Raw genomic sequence first — 16605 nt, 5'->3', positions numbered from 1 at the left:
CGCCTCCAGTCCGTCTACGCGGCCCGGATGCCCTTTGCGGAGCCGCTCCAGACCTTCGGCTTCTGGAGCATTGTCGCGGTCGTGCACAGCGCCGCGCTGCGCTTGCGGACGGACCGAGCCCGGTCCCACGTGCCGCTCGATTGCCTGCGCCGGATGGCGGCCGAGCTGGGCGACCGACGGACGCCGTGCCGCGAACGCCGATGAACCTCACGCCGCATACCGTTGCCGGGACGTCTACGATCGTCTTCAGCATGCCACAGCGAGGCCACTTCAATCGGCTGCGGCCGCTGATCTCGGGTTTGGCCGGCGCGGGCATCCCGACGCACGTCTTCACCGACCTCCGCTTTCGGGAAGAGGTCGAGCGGACGGGCGGCCGCTTCGTCGACCTCTTCGCGGGGTGTCCGATCGAGGGCGCCGACGCGACGTCGATCCCGGTGCCCTGTCGGTACGTGAGTTTCGCGGGTCACTACGCCGATCACGTCATACGGGAGGTGGCGGCGCTGCGCCCGGCGATCGTCGTCCACGACACGTTCGCGGTGATTGGGACCGCGGTGGCGAACTCTCTCGAGGTGCCCCGCGTGAACGTCTGCGCCGGACACAACTTCGCGCCCGTGCCGACCGTGGAGGCCCTGCGTTTGCCACGCGTGAGCGTCTCCGAGGAGTGCTGGCGCGCCGTGCGAGTGCTCCGCAACCGCTACGGCATGCCCGACGCCACCCCCTTCTCCTATTTCTCCGCGCTGAGCCCCGACCTCAATGTGTATTGCGAGCCCCGTGAGTTCCTGCGTGCCGAGGAGCGCGAGGCGTTCGAGCCGATCGCCTTCTTCGGCTCCCTCTCGGCGGAGGAGATAGGTGGGGAGACGGCCGCCGCATCGCCGTTCGGGGAGGACTCCGCCAACAAGCTTCGCATCTACGCATCTTTCGGGACAGTCGTTTGGCGCTACTACGAGGCCGAAGCGTTGAGTGCCATCGAGGCCCTCTCCGAGGCAATCTCGCCAATGCACGATACGGTTGCGTTGGTGAGTCTGGGCGGTCGGGACCCAACCAAGCCCGCGCCGCGACTGGCGCGGCGAAACGTTCGCATCGAGAACTACGTCGACCAATGGAACGCGCTACGCGAGGCGTCGGTCTTCATCACCCACCAGGGTCTCAACTCGACGCACGAGGCGATCTTCCACCAAACACCGATGATCTCCTATCCCTTCTTGTCGGATCAGCCGGGCCTGGCGAAGCGCTGTCAGGAACTGGGTCTTGCGGTGCCGCTGGTGGAAGCGTTACGCGGACCGGTCGGCCCCGACGACGTTCGCTCGGCCCTGGCGCGCGTCGCGGCGCAACACGATGCCATGCGGGCCCGGCTCGCAGAAGCGCGGCGCTGGGAGCTGGAGACGATCGGCGCGCGCCAAGACGTCATCGCACGCATCGTTGCCCTGACTCGATGATCTACATCGTCGTAAGACAAACCACGGACTGGGACAACGAGGCGACGTTCCGCGCCCAGATTCCCGAAGACATCCAGCCCGGCGTCGAGCTCTGGAACGCGACGTTCAACATGCCGTATCACCTCTTCCGCCGGGAGCTGAAGCGGATCGCGCAGCTCAGCCTGTCGCGCCTCGAGGGTGCCGTGTGCGTCCGGCGCGACGAGGTCCCCGAAGATGCCGTCGTCGTGCCCACAGACGACGACGATTGGTTCTCGCCGCGACTCGCCACGGTCCTCGAGGAAAATGTCGATGGCCGCCATGTCGGGTACTACTGGCCGAGCAAGTTCATCGAGGTGCCGATCTCACTGCCGCACCAGCTCGGACTGATCCGCCGTGCGCTTTTTCCGGCAACCCCACCCAAGTGGCTGTGCACGACCAACAACTACGCCGTCGTGATGCGCCCCGAGACGCTGGCGTTGATCGGCAGCCACATCGGGGCGAGCCAATGGTTCGTGGCGCACCCACCCGCAGTGAAACGGCTGGACGAACACCTCAGCGTCATGAACCGCTCGCTCGCGTCCAGAACCTCGCTATGGTCGAAGCCGTCGCGGTCCGCCCTGGTCCGCAAGTTCCGCCGGTACGAGAAGGTCTACCGCAGGGCTCTGCCTCCGGAGTTGTCCTGGTGCGAGCCCTACGTCGCGCTGATGCGCAACCTCATGGACCAGCTGCGACTCCGGAGATAGGCGCTTCGGTCAGGTTCGATCTGGAAATGTGGCGTCCCACAGTTCCCCAAAGTACTTGTCTGCAAAGGCGGTGAACTCGCGACCATTCAGAGGAGTCGAGGAGAACTCTCCGAAGACGCATCCCCTGTCCGTGGCATAGAAATCGGCTCTGACAAACGTGCCATACGCGACCCCCAGCCTTTTCGCGCACGCCAGTATTTCCTCGAGGCACCGAGGCGGGTCGACGTACGCAGCCGGAGGATTGTGCGGGCTCATCTGGTCCTCAAAGAGGTCCCATGAGGGCGTGTAGAATCTATGCTGTGCCTGACGTCCGGTTGGTTGCACAACTTGAATCGCTCCGACCGTCGCCCCAAAGGCGTAGCACTTGTATGCAACCGGGAGCGCGTGGTCGCCGGCTTCTGTCTTGACGAACTCTTCCACGAGGATGGGGAACCGAGAGACCCATCCTTGATCCTGCCGCACTGCCGCCATCAACTGATCTTTGGAGTACGCGCGCTCGTGAAGAAGATCCCGGTCATGCGCCAGCACGTACACGCCTTTTCCCGCGGTTCCCCAACTCGGGCGGATGACGAAGTGCGTCGGGAGCGCATCGAGCGGCAAGGCTCCGGCACGCCTGCCGTGCCAGTAGAGCGCCGGGACACTGCAGCCATACCTTTGGGCGAACTCCCGCGCATTCCATTTGTTGCTCAAGCTGCGTTGCCAGAGTTTGCAACAGTGCCATTGCTGCTCCGGGTCGTCCTTGCCGCGCAGGCCGTGAATCTCCTGGAAACGATGGAACAGGTGTCGATAGCTCTCACGGTTGCGCCACTTGTTGGGCTTGGCCCACCACACCCGTTGTCTCGTCTGGATGCGCTCAGAGAACAAACTCACGGTCTCATCCCGGCCCTAACCTTTACCGTCGCCATCGGTGGACAGCGACGCGAAAGGGTAACGACGCCGCCCACCAGAAAAACCAGACGGCCGGCGTCGCATCGTAAACTCTCGCCGACCAGAGCTTGTTGCCGAGACCGAGGCGGGCCGGCCTGAACTGCAAAGGCGAGTCGGCGCGGCGAACCGGGACCCGGCGCTCGGCGTGGCACGTCAGCGCGGCGCCGAGGCGCGGCGCCAGGTCGTAGGCGTCGGCGACCTCGAGGCAGAGCCCGAGGACGTTCACCAGCGGCCCGAAGGTGCCGTCGCCGCGGCCGCTCTCGATGAGCGCCTCCCAGTCGATCTCGGCATCGGTCGCGGCGACGATCTGGACGAGGTCGACCACGTTCTTGATTTTCGGCCGCCCCCTCTCTAGGTCGCGGAGCAGCGAGAGTGCCGCGAACACCACCTCGTGCTCGTCGGAGAGCACTGCGTAGGACCGTCCGTCGACCGCATAGAAACTTCGCCGTGCCCAGATCTTCGGCTCGTCGAGGTGCAGAGACGGTTGGCGGGAGAGGTACCAGTGTAAATCGACGTGGGCCTCACCGGCGGCGAAGTCGAAACCGTGCACGAAGAAGCTGGTGAGTCCCGCGCCGAACAGTGATCGTGATTGGCGGCGGTAGCCCACCGCCGCGAGCAGGCGGAAGGCGCGTGCCCGGTCGGCGCGTGGGACGAGGAGATCGAGGTCGACGAACTCGCGTCCCCGCACGTCGCCGTAGAAACGGGCCGCCAGATAGGGCCCCTTGAGCAGCACGAAGGGCTGACCGGCGGACGCGAATCGCTCGTCGAGGCTCGCCAGCGCCTCGAGGAGGATCTGCGACCGCATCTCCTGCCGGCGGCGGCACCCTTCCAGCACCTCGAGGTGCGAGCGGGACAACGCCGTGCGCAGCGGGGAGTCCGCCAGCGCTCGGAGCAGCACCACCGAGAGACCCTGCGCCGTGGCGATCTCGGCGAGCTGATCGAGTGAGGCGGAGCGGGCGCGCAGGCAGCGCTCAGTCCCCGCGACATCCCGCTGGGCCAGGCGCACGAGAAGCCGGATGTCCTCTGCCGTCGCCGCAACCATGGCGCCGTACCCTAAGGTCACGACCGCAACGCGTCAAGTGCCTGTACTCTTCGTGTACTCTTCGCGCCTCGGCCGATTCGCCCGCCGTCGCCTGACGCGGCGGGCGCACGCTCTTCGTCCGCATCAAGCCCCCATGCGCCAGGCCTTGGGGTCACTCATTGGCATCGGTCTGCGCCCAGCGCTAGAAGTTGGCGGCAGGCTCGCGGTGCGGGGTTCGGAACGCTGCGCCGCGGAGCAGGAAGGTTGCACGGATGGGATTCAAAGCGTTGGCCGGCGTCAGGGTGCTGGAGTACGGCCGTGGAATCAGCGCAGCGTATTGCAGCAAGCTCATCGCCGACCTGGGCGCCGAGGTGATTCACCTCGAGTTGCCGGGACGAGGGGACGACACCAGGAGGCTGCCGCCGTTTGCCGGCGATGCGCCGCATGAGGAGAAGAGCGGCCTCTTTCTGTTCCTCAATACCAACAAGCTCGGCGTTACGCTCAATCCCCGGTTGCCCGTGGGTCAGGAAATCTTCCGCCGGCTGGTCAGCACCGTAGACGTTGTGGTGGAGGATTGGCCGCCGGGCCACCTGGAGGAGATGGGTCTCGGCTACCACGACTTGCGACGGCTCAACCCCGGGCTCGTCATGGCCTCGATCAGCCCGTTCGGGCGCACTGGGCCATACAAGGACTACAAGGCGCACGGCCTCAACATCTCCCACGTCTCGGGACAAGGCTACATGCTCCCGCTGCCTTCTCCGCACTTGGATCGCGCCCCGGTCAAGATCGGAGGCAACTGCACCGATTACGACTCCGGCCAGACCACCGCCGTCGCCATCCTGGCTGCCCTCTACTCGCAGCACATCACCGGCAAAGGACAGCTCATCGAGGTGTCGCAACAGGAAGCGGTCCTGGCGTTGCAGCGAGTCGAGAACGTGGTTTTCGCAAACGGTGGAGAGGTTTTGACCAGGAAGGGTCCCGAGGCGGACCACACGATCACCCAGATGTTCCTGTGCAAGGACGGCTGGGTCATTTCCGTGACCGTTCTCGATCATCAGAAGCAGGCGCTGGCAAAACTGGCTGAAAGCGGCGAAGGTCCGGCGCAACGATCGGGCGAAGACAGCCCCGAGGTCTGGCGCGAGCGGCTCGCGGGCTGGATGAGCGAGCACACGACCGAGGAGGTCTGCGCCAAGGCACAGTCCCTCAATTGCCCGATGTCGCCCATCAGTTCGCCCGAAGATGTGGCGCGATCGAAGCAGATGAACGCCAGGGGGTTCTTTGCCGAAATTCAGCACCCGATCGCGGGCAAGCTGAACATTCCCGCCCGGCTTTGTCACTTCTCCAAGACCCCGTTCGAGCTGGAGCGAGCCGCCCCGCTGCTCGGTGAGCACAACGAGATCATCTACCGCCAACGGCTCGGGTATGGGGCGAAGGAGTTGCGAGCACTGAAAGATACCGGGGTGATCTAGAATGAACAACGGGCCACTGAGCGGCGTGCGAGTCACGGAATTCACTTCGGCCTGGGCGGGGCCCTACGCGACGTGCCTGCTGGGCTTCTTGGGCGCGGAGGTCATCAAGGTAGAGAGCCGCAAGCGGCTCGATCATTCCCGATTCACTTCGTTCACGACGTCGACGACTTTTTCGGGGCCGGACGAATCGCCGGTCTTCAACAATCTGAACCTGAACAAGCTCAGCGTCTGTCTCAACCTGAGCCAACCCAAGGCGGTCGAGATCGCCAAGCGGCTGGCCGGAGCCAGCGACGTCGTAGTCGAGAACATGCGGCCCGGGGTCATCGCGCGGCTGGGTCTGGGCTACGAAGCGGTGAAGGAAGTGAAGGCTGACATCATTTATCTCTCTTCCTCGGCCTGCGGTCAGACCGGTCCCGACCGCGAGAATGTCGGCTACGCCCCCAACTTCGCCGGCGCCGCCGGCCTGTCATACGTCACCGGCTATCCCGACTGGCCGCCGAGTGAATTGTCCGGCGCGGTCGACCTGCGCAGCGCAACCACGGCCGCCTTCGCCATCCTCGTAGCTCTCCTCTACCGGCAACGAACCGGGGAGGGTCAATACATCGATCTCTCGTCGCAGGAGGCCATCGCCATCCTCAACGCCGGCGCGCTGATGGATTTTCTGATGAATCAGCGGGTGCGGACGCGGGCGGGCAACCGGCACGACACCATGGCTCCGCACAACTGCTACCGCTGCCGCGGCCAGGACACTTGGATCAGCATCGCTGTGGCCGATGATCAAGAGTGGCGCGCGCTCTGCGGCGTGATCGGAAGGCCGGAGCTGACACAGGATGAACGGTTCTCCACTGCGGAAGCGCGCTGGAAACACCAGGAGGCGGCGGACCAGATCGTCGGCGAGTGGACCAAGGATCAGAGCGACTACGAAGCGATGCACAAGCTGCAGGCGGCCGGGATTGCGGCAACGCCCTCGCTGAGCAACAAAGCGCTGTTCGAAGATCCCCATCTGAGGGAACGACAGGTCTTCCTGCAGGTCAGCCACCCCGTACTGGGAAAGGACTGGGTGATTGCGCCGCCGTGGCGGCTGTCCGAGACGCCCGCCAGCGTGCGTTCCCGCTCGCCGCTTCTCGGCGAGCACAGTCAGTCCGTGCTTGAAGAGTTGCTGGGTATGTCGCGCGAAGAGATCCGCCGGCTGGAAGAAGAACAGGTCGTCTACTGACTAGCGAGGCCATGGCCTCGCGCAGATGGCAGATGGCTTATGGCTTATAGTCAGGAACCCATAAGCCATAAGCCATACGCTATATGCCATACCCCATCCGCCATACGCCATCTGCCGGGGATGCGGAGGCCAACGCGGGCTCTTGTCAACGCGGCGGTTGAGCGACTATCGTCGGGCATGGCGATTCGCATAGAGACCCCGGCGGGAACGGACGCGCTCACCGAATTCCTCGTGTTTCACGACGAGGTCTATGGCTACCGGACGGCACGGTGGACCGCCCATGTGCCGTTTCAGCTACCGATCCTCACCGGCGAAAGTCCGTTCGCGCGCGACCGGATGCTGCGCCCCTTCGTCGCCCGCGATGGCGGCCGCATCGTCGCCCGCGTGGTGGCGGCGATCGATCAGCGCTACCAGCGGCACTGGAACGAGCGGCTCGGACATCTGCTGATGTTCGAGGCCCTTCCCGACAGCCGCGACGCGGTGCGCCTTCTGATGGATGCCGCGTGCGAGTGGCTCGACGCAAAAGACGCGGTCGCCGGGCGTGCCGGGATGGGCGTGCTCGATTTTCCCTTCGTCATTGACGACCACGAGACGCTGCCGCCCGGCTTCCTGCGCCAGAATCCGGCCTACTACCAAACGCTGCTCAAGGATGCGGGCTTCGAGACCGAGCGTGGCTTCGTGGACTACCGTATCGCGGTATCGCCGGATTTGATCGCCCACTGGGAGAGCGCCCTCGATGCCGCTCGGCACAACGGTTTCGAGATTGTGCCGCTCGAAGACGTGCCGGACGCCCGGCGCGTGGTCGAGTTCACCGCGCTCTACAACGATACCTTCAAGGCGCACTGGGGGTTCACGCCGTTCACGGAGGACGAGGTCGCCGGCATGACGGAGGCACTGTCGCCCGTCGGCATGCTCGAGACGTCGGTCATCGCCTACCGCGAGGGCGCGCCGGTGGGCGTGTTGTGGGTGACGCCAGACACGTCGTTCCTGGCGGCGCTCGCGCCCGGGCGCACGCTGCGCGGGGAGGAGAAGGTCAACTTCCTCGGCATCGGCGTGCACGAGTCCGCGCGCGGGTGCGGACTCAACCTCGGCATGGCGGCGCACGCCTATCTGGAGTTTGCGCGCCGGGGATACACGCACGTGAGCTACACGCTCGTGCTCGACGACAACTGGCCGTCACGCCGGACGGCGGAAAAGCTCGGGGCCCAGGTGTGCGCCAACTACCTCGCCTACAGGCGTAACTTCCGCCGCTGACGAGGGCGTCGACAGCGAACAGCTCTCCGAGCCGTTTCTTGAGATGGGGCCCGATGTCGGACTTGTGCCACACCAGCCGATCGAGCAATCGGTACAGCCGGTCATCATTGATTGCATCTGCCGCCACGCCGATCAGATCTTCCAAAGCGGTACCCCGATACCAACGCTCGGCCACATACAGCTGGCTCGAATGCCAATGAGTTCACCGGGTGCCTCCTAGCGTTCCGACGCGGCCGGCCGGAAGTGGTAAGCGCAGTTGAGCTGGTCGGCGCTGCACACGAGGCGGGCGAATGACTCCGGGTGCCCCTGCATCCATCCGGCCTCTAGCGTCGGTGGTGCCAGCGTGACGACGGTGTCGATGCCTCGTTGGCGCAAGCGCCCCAGCCACGCATCGAAGCGCATGCGTGGTTCGGGCGTCGGGTCCAAGCCGTAATCGAGTACCGCACCGTCCGCGGTCGGGGCGACGTACACGACCTCGTTTTGCAGGCGGCTGCCAAAGAGCGGATAGCGGTACCAATTGTGCCCGGTCCCGTCCCAACCGGCGACGATCGCCACGCGGTGTGGGCTGCCGTCGTCGAGCGCCTGCCATACCGGCCAGCTGGTGGCGTACTTGATGGGATGCACATCAAAGGCCCGTCCGGCGGCGGCCGCCACGTACACGGCGTAGCGGCTGCGCCGCCGCACGGCGCCGATGCCGAATGCCGTCGTGAGGACGAGGATGATCCCGACGGCGGTTGCGACCACGCGATGCGCTCGGCGTGGCAGCAGCCGCCGAGCCGATGCGACGCCAATCCAGATCAGCAGCGCCAACAACAGCAGCGCCAGCACGCCGCGCACGTCGGCTCGGCTCCAACCCCACGGGAGATCAAGCAGCAACGCGGTGAGGATCGCCGCCAGCCACACGACGTTGGCGAAGCGGTTGCGGAGCACGGAGGCGAAGATCACCATCGCCGCAAACGTCGGGGCCAAGAAACGGACCGAAGCTTGCGCCCACTTCGTCGTCAGCGCTGCCACGCTCGACGACAGCAGCGTCACGGTGATCAGCCCGGCGGCGACCAAGAGAAAGACTGTGGCGCCACGGGTCGTGACCGACCGTAGCAAGCGCACGCCGCCGCACAGCCCCAGCAGCATGATCAACGGGGCGATCGGTCCGAGACCCGCGTACGACGGATCGGGGAAAAAAAGAGCATCGAGAAACTCTCGTCCAGTGGAGCGGGACACTTCGAGCAACTGTGCGCCATGCACGATCGTGAACTCGGTGTTCCCGGCGAGGATCTGCTTGCCACCGAGAATCAGTGGAACCGGATACAGCGGCGAGCCCATCTGCAGCCATGCCCGCACGTACGGCTGCAGGCCGAGCGCCGCCGCGCCCGCACACGCGCCGACCGTCAAGAGCCGCACCCGGCGCGGCCGCTCGCTGCGCAGCGAGCGGATGGCGACCACCCCCAGGCCCACGACGAGGACGGGGACGGCGGTGAGCTTGACGCCAGCCGCCAGACCCAGCGACGCACAGGCGAGGACGGCTCGGCCGGGCGTGGGCGGAGTCGTCAAGAACACCGCACCGAGCAGAAAGAACGCGAGCAGCAGGTTGTCCACGTAAGCGGCCGTGACGTACTTTGCCACCGCCGGGGCGAGCACGACCGTCAGGGAGGCCAGCGCGGCGTGCGACGCCTCCGCACCCAGTCTACGGGAAAGGGTGTACGTGGCCAACGCACAGGCGAGCCACACCAGCAGCCCAGCGGGCGCAAGCAAGGCGTCGCCGTGCGCCGGCAGCATCGCCCACGCCCAGAGCACTTCGCCGATGTACGGAAAGTACTCGTAGTAGCCCCACGCATCGGGGGCGATCTCCGGCGCCCACCCGCCGGACTGCACCCAACGCGCCGGCTTCACCAAATGATAGGTCAGCGCATCCCACGCCAGCGGCGGCGCCGCGAGGCCACGCAGCACGAGCGCCCCCATGAGCACGCCGGCGCCGAGCAGGAGCCAGCGGGTGTCGGTGGCCCACAGCCTGGACAGCAGTGCCGCGCCCGCGCTCCGTCGCGGCGTGCGCCGGCCCATGGTGCCGAACGTGCCGGGAAGACCACTTGGACCATTCCGCCAGCCACGAGCCACACCAGCAGCGCCACCCACAAGCGGAACGCGGATAGAGACGCCAAGATGGTGAACACGGCGACGAGCAGCCACGGCCCGACGACGGCTACACCACACCAGCGTGCCGCCGCCGAATCGTCATCGGTCAGGGCCGCGGCAATCACGTAGGACGTCCAGGCGCAGCCGCTGAGCAGCACCGAAGCCGCGATGAGGCCGATGAGTACCTGCACACGGCCCTTTAGCGTGGTGGGACAACGGAGCGCAAACGCTTGGCCGGGACGTGTTGTCCGATCCCGCCGAAGCGGCTATGTGTGCTGCGCCGTGGGGAGGAGCGCATGAAATCGATAACGTTGCAGGAGATCGCCGACCGTCTCGAGATCGACTATCTGCTGACGCGTTACGCCACAGCCCTCGACACGCTGGATGCACGCCGGCAGCGATGACCTTCTGCAGATGATGCAGCGCCTGACGGCGCTGCGGAAGGACTACCGGCGTGACCGCGAATTCTTCGAGATCCGCGTCATCTCCTTCGACGCCTTCACCGTGGACGGCGTCACCGACGTCATCGTGGGCTTCCGCAACCCGTACGATCGAGAGACGGACGCGATGACGCTGACGCAGAAGATCGATGCCCTGTGCCGCTTCGCCGACGACGTGATCGCGAAGTGTAGCTAGCGTTCATTGGAGACGGGCTGCCCTCAACCCGCTTCTATTGAGCAAAGCTCCCGGAGGGAGCAGATGATTGGTCCCGTCTTCGCGCACGAGTGACTGGTTACGAGTCATGTGTCAGCGCTGCAGCGGGGCCAGCTTCATCACACGCGCCTGCGGACGGGGCGGCAACTCCTCGGCGAGGAACCAGCGGAACCAGAGGATTCCACGCCGAAGAAGGTGAAGCGCTAGTCTCCGGCTAGATCTTGGTCGCGGCGCCGCCTTTGGACTGCGGCGTCTTGGCGCCGGCTTTGGACTGCGGCGTCGCTACGGCTTTGGCGCCCAGCGTCGCCCGCAGCACGCGCATCTCCGCTCGTCGTGCGATCCGCTTGCGGCGCTCGCGGTTGTACCGTGCCTTGTCTCCCGAGACCTTGCCCATCGTGTGCCTCTCTTTCCGGTCGCCCTCGTGAATCGTTCGTGCGGAGGAATAGCGCGATTGGATCGATTGCACCAGCGCTCGGGACCGGTCCGAACGGCGGCCGACGTCGCTCCATCAACTCCCCAGCTGCATCGCGGCGCTGGCCATCGCCGCTTGCAGGCGGCGGGGCACAAAGCGCAGGCTCCACGCGGTGACGGCATTCATCACACCGGCGACTTTGCTCGGCTTGCCGCGCAGCATGGCGTCGATGCCGATCTCGGCCACCGGCCGGCTCTGCATCATCGAGAGGCGGGATGATCGACCGAATCAAGGAGCTGCTTGCTGATGACAGTGGTAGTAACTCGTGATGTTGCGGCACGCTTCCGAGGTTTCCTGGCGTCGTGCATGTTGGAGATCGGGCCGGGAGTGTACACAGCGCCGCAAATGACACGCGCGGTTCGTGAGCGCATCTGGTCGGTCATGGAAGAGTGGTTCGCTGAAGTGGGTGGCGGCAGCATCGTCATGACCTGGCGTGATCCTTCGTTGCCAGGAGGCCAGCAGGTTGCTCTGCTCGGAAGCCCGCCTTGTGAACTCCGCCGCCACAACGGCGTGTATCTGGCGAAGAGACGGGCAGCGTCAGCGGAGCTCTGACCTGGCAGACGCCGCACGCTGCGCGGCTCACTACGGCAGCGACACTGCCAGAAAGCGCTCGATCATCGCGTTCACCTGCTCCGGCACTTCGAGTTGATGGAAATGTCCGGCACCGACCGTCTGGCCGGTAACCACGTGCGGGCAGACCGCACGCAAGCGTGGCATGTCGGTGAACACGTGCGTCGCGAACAAGGCCAGCCAGGGAACTTTGCAAGCGGCCGCGGCCCTGGCCTGATCGAAGCCCACAATGTTCTCGAACGCCGACGCCATGACGTGCTGCGGTGCCGAGGACATCACGTCCAGGATGCGCGCCTTGCGCGCCGGGTCATCGGTCGGGATGAACAGCATCTGCTCGACGAACTGGCGCTGGGCCTCCTGATAGGCGGGAGTGCGTAACGCCGTCACAAAAGGCGCCACCGCATCAAAGGCCCCCTCCGGCGGCAAAATGGGCGAGTCCATCGTAACAATCGCCGCGGGCAGCTCGGGATGACGGGCAACCAGTTCAAGCGCAATCAACCCGCCCATGCTGTGCCCGATGATCACCGGTTTCCGCAGCCCGATCTGTCCGCACAACCACGCCAGGTCGTCGGCGAACGCCGCCATGGCGTAGTCCTGCTGCGGCTTGTCGCTCTCGCCGTGACCGCGCAGGTCCACCGCGACGACGCGGTGCGCACGGCTGAAGTACTCGACCTGCGGCCCGAAGAACGTGTGATCGCACGTCCAGCCGTGCACCAAGACCAGCGGCGGTGACCCGCTCCCGGCCTCCGTAAAACACAGCGCAACTCCTCCACGATTCAGTTTCTGCACGCCACACCTCCTCCGATATCGTGTGCTGTTTGTACCTAGCTGCCACGACTTCTGCAAAGCTTCCGTGGCGGATCTCCTGGGATCATGAGGCCACCGAGAGCGCCCCGCCAGTTTCCCCAATTGATGGACATCTGAGGCGGTTTTGTGCTACACGGCCAACCACACTGGCGCGAAGCGACCGGGTGCCGCGCCGAGAACAGAAGGGGGCTACAATGCAGGGATGGTTCAGCGGTAGGGCACATGGAAAGGGTGGCGTAGGGCGGTTTTGCTCCTTCGCAGGCTTGCTGGTGTTCCTGTCGGTCGTCGCCGTGCCACCCGGTGCCAAGGCGATGGAAGTCGACATGACCGGTAGGTGGGACTTGACGCTTCTCCAGGCCGAGAGCCACGGAGGTCTGTCCCTGTGTCAGTGGGTTGGGCCGATGACGCTGACCGAAATGGGCATGATGGGCCTCATGGGCTCGGTCACCCTCCACCGCGTCCTCGGCGACAGCCCGTGTCCAGAGATGTTGGATGGCACGCTGGAGGGGACCATAGAAGGGACGGCGTTGGCGTTTTCCATCAACTTCGGTACTGCCGGCCAAGTGGCCTTCGCAGGCACCGTGATGGAGGACGGACAGTCCGCGAACGGCACGTGGTCGAATGCACAACAATCCGGAACCTGGTCGGCGCAGCGACACCGCCAGGCAGCGCCGGCGCCGGCGCTCGGCGCTGGGGCTCTGGCGACCTTGATCGGGTTGCTGATGGCAGGGGGTGTGCTCCGCCTGCGGCACCGGTCCGTCTGAAGCTTCCGCCGCGGCCTCAATCGTACAGCAGCGCCTTGCCTCGCCCGGCATTGTAGGCTTCGGTTCCGCCGCAGGCGATCGGCATTACCACATCGAGATTCTCGCCGGCATCGATGGCTTGTCGCACAGACGGCCGGCCGGTCAGGAGATCGATGGCCGGGACATCGTCACGAAACTCATAGCGCTCCCGGCGCCAGCAGAAGGCCTCCGGCCACAGCCGCTTCACCGCAACGATGACGGCGAGGCCCGTGCGATAGGTTTGAAACGTGCGGCGATCGGTGACGTGCAGCTGCACAGCGCCGCAGCGCTGTCCGGCGAACTTGTGGAAGGTGGGCTCGATGATGCAAGGGCGCAAGAGCACGCCCGGAAGATCGTATCGCTTGATCTCGTCTGCAAGCGCTCGGCCGTCGATGAAAGGGGCGCCAAACAGCTCGAAGGGCCGGGTCGTGCCGCGGCCCTCGGACAGATTCGTCCCTTCGACGAGACACATACCGGGATAGACGATTGCCGTGTCGAGGGTCGGCATGTTCGGCGACGGCATCACCCAGGGAAGATCGCACATCTCGTAGTACTGTTCGCGGCGCCAGCCCTCGCAGCCGACGACCTGCAACTCGCACCCGATGCCGAAGCTGTCGTTGTACAGGCGCGCCAGCTCCCCCACCGTGAGCCCGTGCCGCTGCGGAACGGGATAAAGACCGCAGAAGTTCTCGAGTCCCGGGTCCAGTCCCCCGCCTTCGATCTGCACACCTCCGATCGGGTTCGGTCGGTCCAGAACGACGATTTTCACTCCGGCCGGTTTCGCGGCGCGCATGCACAGCGCCATGGTGGCGGCGTAGGTGTAATACCGCGCGCCGATATCCTGTATATCGAAGACGAGGACATCGATCTGCGACAGGCGCGCGGGGGTCGGCGACAGCGACTCGAACGTCTTGCCGTACAAGCTCACCTCCGGCAGGCCGGTGACCGGGTCGCGGCCGCTGCCGACGTCGACCATGTCCTGCGCCGCGCCGCGGATGCCGTGCTCGGGGCCGAAGAGCACCCGGAGATCGATGTCCGGGTGCCGGTGCATGAGGTCGGCACCGTGGTTGAGGCGGCGATCGACGGTCGTCGCATTCGCGACGAGCCCGACACGAGCCCCGCCCAACCATCGCTTCGGCTCATCCAGAAGCCGTTCCAGTCCGGTGCGCATGGGCGTGATCTTACACTGCGGCAGCGTTGGTCAAAAGGAACCGTACAACCCGATGGGAGCGCGATCGGCAGTCATCCATTCCATTCGCGTACCACTCCTTCTCCAATCACCGCCCCAACGTGCCCAGAATCGCCAACCCAACGAGGACACTGAGCCCCGTCAGCGGCACACCGACTCGCATGTAGGTGAGCGCGCCGACCTCCACGCCGCGCCGGCGCGCCGCTTCAACCACGATCAGATTCGCCACCGAGCCGGGGATCGTGAGGTTGCCGGCGAGCGTGCTGGTCAGCGCGAGGACGAGCCAGGCGTGCTCGCGGTTGGCGAACGCGGGAATCACCGGCTTCAACAGCAACACGGCGGGGACGTTGCTCACCAGATTGGAGAGCGCCACGCTGGCCACCGCGAACCACGGATCGGACAGCAGCGTGGGCAGCGTAGCCAGGCGGTTCTGCATCCACGCGTGCAGCCCCGCGTGCTCGATCCCGCCCACGACCACGAAGAGGCCGGCAAACATCACCAGCAGCTCCCAGTCGACCAGCGCGAACACCTTCGCCGGCTTCACCCGCCGCGTGAAGAGCACCCAAGCTGCTGCCGCCGCGGCGCTGGTGGCGATGGGCGCGCCGGCGATCAGTGCGATGAGGAGCAACAGCGTGATGCCGCCGTTCTTGAAGACCAGCCAGCCGTGCAGCCGCACCGGCCGTCGTGGCAGCTCTGTGACCGCGTCGCCATGAAGTTCCGTTCGGAAGATCCACGCGATGAGGGCGTACGCAATGACCAGTCCAGCCAGCGCCGGCAGTGCCAGCGCCGCCGCGAAGGCGCGGTAGGAAATGCCGGAGAGACTCCCGATGATCATGTTTTGCGGGTTGCCGATGATCGTCGCCGCACTGCCGATGTTCGCGGCCGTCGCCAGTGCGATCAGGTAGGGGAGCGGATTGCGGCGCAGCGGCAGGAGCACGTCGAGCAGCAAAGGCGTGAGCACGACACAGACAACGTCGTTCACCAAGAAAGCCGACAGCACGCCGGAGAGTGCGATCACCACGCCGAGCAATAGATGCGGCCGCGCCGCGCGATGGAGCACCGCATCGGCCACCCACCGAAACGCCCCCGAAAGTCGGAGAGCCGCCGCCACGACCATCATCGAGAACAGCAGCACCAGCGTCGGGAAGTCGATGACGCCGAGCAGGTGATCCGGCGGCAGCACCCCAAACACCACCATACACACCGCACCGATCAACGCAGCACTGGTGCGGTAGACGCGAAACCCCGGCAGCTCGCCGGTGACGAGCACGAGGTAGGTCGCGGCGAAGATTAGCAGGGCGGAGATCACGGCGGCTCGGCCCTTGTAGACAACACCTCGCACAATTGCCAATGGCGGCACGGCCCGTACTCTTCCGACATGTCGGAAATTGCTCGCCAAGCCCCTGTCATTCTTCTAACCACTTTTCCCGAAGCGTCACGACTGTACGATCGCCACTGTATCGCGTCACATTTGCGCCGTGACTGGCCGCCTGCTGAGCACACCGGCACGCCGCGTGCTCTATATTCAACGTCAGAACGACAGGTGTGAAGCGCTAGGGTTTCAACGCTTCCTCCGCGGTGTCGTGCGTTGGCAACCTCGGCACGAGCCATGATCCTTCCCGTTTCCGAAGAGACCCGAAGAACGCTTCGGGAAAAGAGCAAACTCGCTGCTTGTCGACCGAGTGCGGGTGGCGCTGTGGATCGCCCTGTTTGGAAACCTGCTGTTCGCCCTGGAGCGGTTCGTTCATTTCGGTTTTCGCTTCCAGATGTTGTACCTGCAGATGGTCGATTTTGTTTGCGTCTGCGCGGTGGGGCTGCTGGTACTGCGCGTTCGCGAGTACTGGCCGCGCGCCATATTGATCGCCCGGGTGGTCATGATTGTTGCGGCCCTGCAGACGGCAGGCTCCGCAATCATTGATCGCGACCTGTCGACGGTACCGTTCGCGTACGTGCTCA

The 16605-nt window shown here is 65.3% G+C and carries 18 protein-coding genes; 10 read left to right on the top strand and 8 right to left on the bottom strand.

Annotated features, from left to right (window positions below):
* From VF515_00770 to VF515_00760, 3 genes are all read left to right on the top strand, one after another.
* Positions 1-204: hypothetical protein (locus VF515_00770; GenBank protein ID HEX7406158.1), on the top strand; the 204-nt coding region annotated here is incomplete at its 5' end.
* A complete protein-coding gene (locus VF515_00765; protein ID HEX7406157.1) occupies positions 186-1436 on the top strand; it encodes a glycosyltransferase in 1251 nt (416 codons plus the stop codon). The genes VF515_00770 and VF515_00765, both read left to right, overlap by 19 nt.
* A complete protein-coding gene (locus VF515_00760) occupies positions 1433-2158 on the top strand; it encodes a hypothetical protein (GenBank protein HEX7406156.1) in 726 nt (241 codons plus the stop codon). Before VF515_00765 ends, VF515_00760 begins: the two co-directional genes overlap by 4 nt.
* A 9-nt stretch (positions 2159-2167) precedes the next feature.
* Here the strand turns inward: VF515_00760 and VF515_00755 are convergent, their stop codons facing one another.
* Complete coding sequence (locus VF515_00755) at positions 2168-3028, bottom strand: ATP-grasp fold amidoligase family protein (GenBank protein HEX7406155.1); 861 nt, start codon at positions 3026-3028, stop codon at positions 2168-2170.
* 22 nt (positions 3029-3050) lie between these two features.
* A complete protein-coding gene (locus VF515_00750; GenBank protein HEX7406154.1) occupies positions 3051-4148 on the bottom strand; it encodes a nucleotidyltransferase family protein in 1098 nt (365 codons plus the stop codon).
* A gap of 230 nt (positions 4149-4378) precedes the next feature.
* Here VF515_00750 and VF515_00745 point away from each other — a divergent pair, with 230 nt between their 5' ends.
* The 3 genes from VF515_00745 to VF515_00735 all read left to right on the top strand — a co-directional run bounded on the left by VF515_00745 (position 4379) and on the right by VF515_00735 (position 8045).
* Positions 4379-5575, top strand: a complete 1197-nt coding sequence (locus VF515_00745; GenBank protein ID HEX7406153.1) for a CoA transferase — start codon at positions 4379-4381, stop codon at positions 5573-5575.
* 1 nt (position 5576) lies between these two features.
* A complete protein-coding gene (locus VF515_00740) occupies positions 5577-6791 on the top strand; it encodes a CoA transferase (protein HEX7406152.1) in 1215 nt (404 codons plus the stop codon).
* A gap of 231 nt (positions 6792-7022) precedes the next feature.
* Entirely contained in the window at positions 7023-8045 is a 1023-nt protein-coding gene (locus VF515_00735; protein HEX7406151.1) for a GNAT family N-acetyltransferase, read from the top strand.
* A 216-nt stretch (positions 8046-8261) separates the two neighbouring features.
* Here VF515_00735 and VF515_00730 read toward each other — a convergent pair whose 3' ends face one another.
* Positions 8262-10103 (bottom strand): hypothetical protein, encoded by a 1842-nt coding sequence (locus VF515_00730; GenBank protein ID HEX7406150.1) that lies wholly within the window; start codon positions 10101-10103, stop codon positions 8262-8264.
* Between the two features lie 456 nt (positions 10104-10559).
* Between VF515_00730 and VF515_00725 the strand changes: the two genes are divergently transcribed.
* Positions 10560-10811 (top strand): hypothetical protein, encoded by a 252-nt coding sequence (locus VF515_00725; protein ID HEX7406149.1) that lies wholly within the window; start codon positions 10560-10562, stop codon positions 10809-10811.
* A 232-nt stretch (positions 10812-11043) separates the two neighbouring features.
* Here the strand turns inward: VF515_00725 and VF515_00720 are convergent, their stop codons facing one another.
* On the bottom strand, positions 11044-11223 hold the full coding sequence (locus VF515_00720; GenBank protein HEX7406148.1) for a hypothetical protein: 180 nt from the start codon (positions 11221-11223) through the stop codon (positions 11044-11046).
* Positions 11224-11337: 114 nt separating this feature from the next.
* On the bottom strand, positions 11338-11505 hold the full coding sequence (locus VF515_00715) for a hypothetical protein (protein HEX7406147.1): 168 nt from the start codon (positions 11503-11505) through the stop codon (positions 11338-11340).
* 42 nt (positions 11506-11547) lie between these two features.
* Here VF515_00715 and cas2e point away from each other — a divergent pair, with 42 nt between their 5' ends.
* Positions 11548-11853, top strand: a complete 306-nt coding sequence (cas2e, locus tag VF515_00710) for a type I-E CRISPR-associated endoribonuclease Cas2e (protein ID HEX7406146.1) — start codon at positions 11548-11550, stop codon at positions 11851-11853.
* A 30-nt stretch (positions 11854-11883) separates the two neighbouring features.
* Here cas2e and VF515_00705 read toward each other — a convergent pair whose 3' ends face one another.
* Positions 11884-12660, bottom strand: coding sequence for an alpha/beta hydrolase (locus VF515_00705; GenBank protein ID HEX7406145.1), 777 nt, complete (start codon positions 12658-12660; stop codon positions 11884-11886).
* Between the two features lie 212 nt (positions 12661-12872).
* Here VF515_00705 and VF515_00700 point away from each other — a divergent pair, with 212 nt between their 5' ends.
* Complete coding sequence (locus tag VF515_00700) at positions 12873-13442, top strand: hypothetical protein (GenBank protein ID HEX7406144.1); 570 nt, start codon at positions 12873-12875, stop codon at positions 13440-13442.
* Between the two features lie 16 nt (positions 13443-13458).
* Here the strand turns inward: VF515_00700 and VF515_00695 are convergent, their stop codons facing one another.
* Both VF515_00695 and VF515_00690 read right to left on the bottom strand, forming a co-directional pair.
* On the bottom strand, positions 13459-14631 hold the full coding sequence (locus tag VF515_00695; protein HEX7406143.1) for a DUF1343 domain-containing protein: 1173 nt from the start codon (positions 14629-14631) through the stop codon (positions 13459-13461).
* Between the two features lie 106 nt (positions 14632-14737).
* Complete coding sequence (locus tag VF515_00690; GenBank protein ID HEX7406142.1) at positions 14738-16009, bottom strand: anion transporter; 1272 nt, start codon at positions 16007-16009, stop codon at positions 14738-14740.
* A gap of 328 nt (positions 16010-16337) precedes the next feature.
* Between VF515_00690 and VF515_00685 the strand changes: the two genes are divergently transcribed.
* Positions 16338-16605: hypothetical protein (locus VF515_00685; GenBank protein ID HEX7406141.1), on the top strand; the 268-nt coding region annotated here is incomplete at its 3' end.

The organism is Candidatus Binatia bacterium, from assembly GCA_036382395.1.
Classification (GTDB): Bacteria; Desulfobacterota; Binatia; order HRBIN30; family HRBIN30; genus JAGDMS01.
This window is presented reverse-complemented; position numbering and strand designations above follow the sequence as displayed.

Bases quoted from the DNA above. Each gene is read 5' to 3' on its own strand.
- VF515_00760 (HEX7406156.1), top strand. From the start codon at position 1,433: ATGATCTACATCGTCGTAAGACAAACCACGGACTGGGACAACGAGGCG.
- VF515_00745 (HEX7406153.1), top strand. From the start codon at position 4,379: ATGGGATTCAAAGCGTTGGCCGGCGTCAGGGTGCTGGAGTACGGCCGT.
- VF515_00740 (HEX7406152.1), top strand. From the start codon at position 5,577: ATGAACAACGGGCCACTGAGCGGCGTGCGAGTCACGGAATTCACTTCG.
- VF515_00730 (HEX7406150.1), bottom strand. From the start codon at position 10,103: ATGGGCCGGCGCACGCCGCGACGGAGCGCGGGCGCGGCACTGCTGTCC.
- VF515_00725 (HEX7406149.1), top strand. From the start codon at position 10,560: ATGCACGCCGGCAGCGATGACCTTCTGCAGATGATGCAGCGCCTGACG.
- VF515_00720 (HEX7406148.1), bottom strand. From the start codon at position 11,223: ATGGGCAAGGTCTCGGGAGACAAGGCACGGTACAACCGCGAGCGCCGC.
- VF515_00715 (HEX7406147.1), bottom strand. From the start codon at position 11,505: ATGATGCAGAGCCGGCCGGTGGCCGAGATCGGCATCGACGCCATGCTG.
- cas2e (HEX7406146.1), top strand. From the start codon at position 11,548: ATGACAGTGGTAGTAACTCGTGATGTTGCGGCACGCTTCCGAGGTTTC.
- VF515_00700 (HEX7406144.1), top strand. From the start codon at position 12,873: ATGCAGGGATGGTTCAGCGGTAGGGCACATGGAAAGGGTGGCGTAGGG.
- VF515_00695 (HEX7406143.1), bottom strand. From the start codon at position 14,631: ATGCGCACCGGACTGGAACGGCTTCTGGATGAGCCGAAGCGATGGTTG.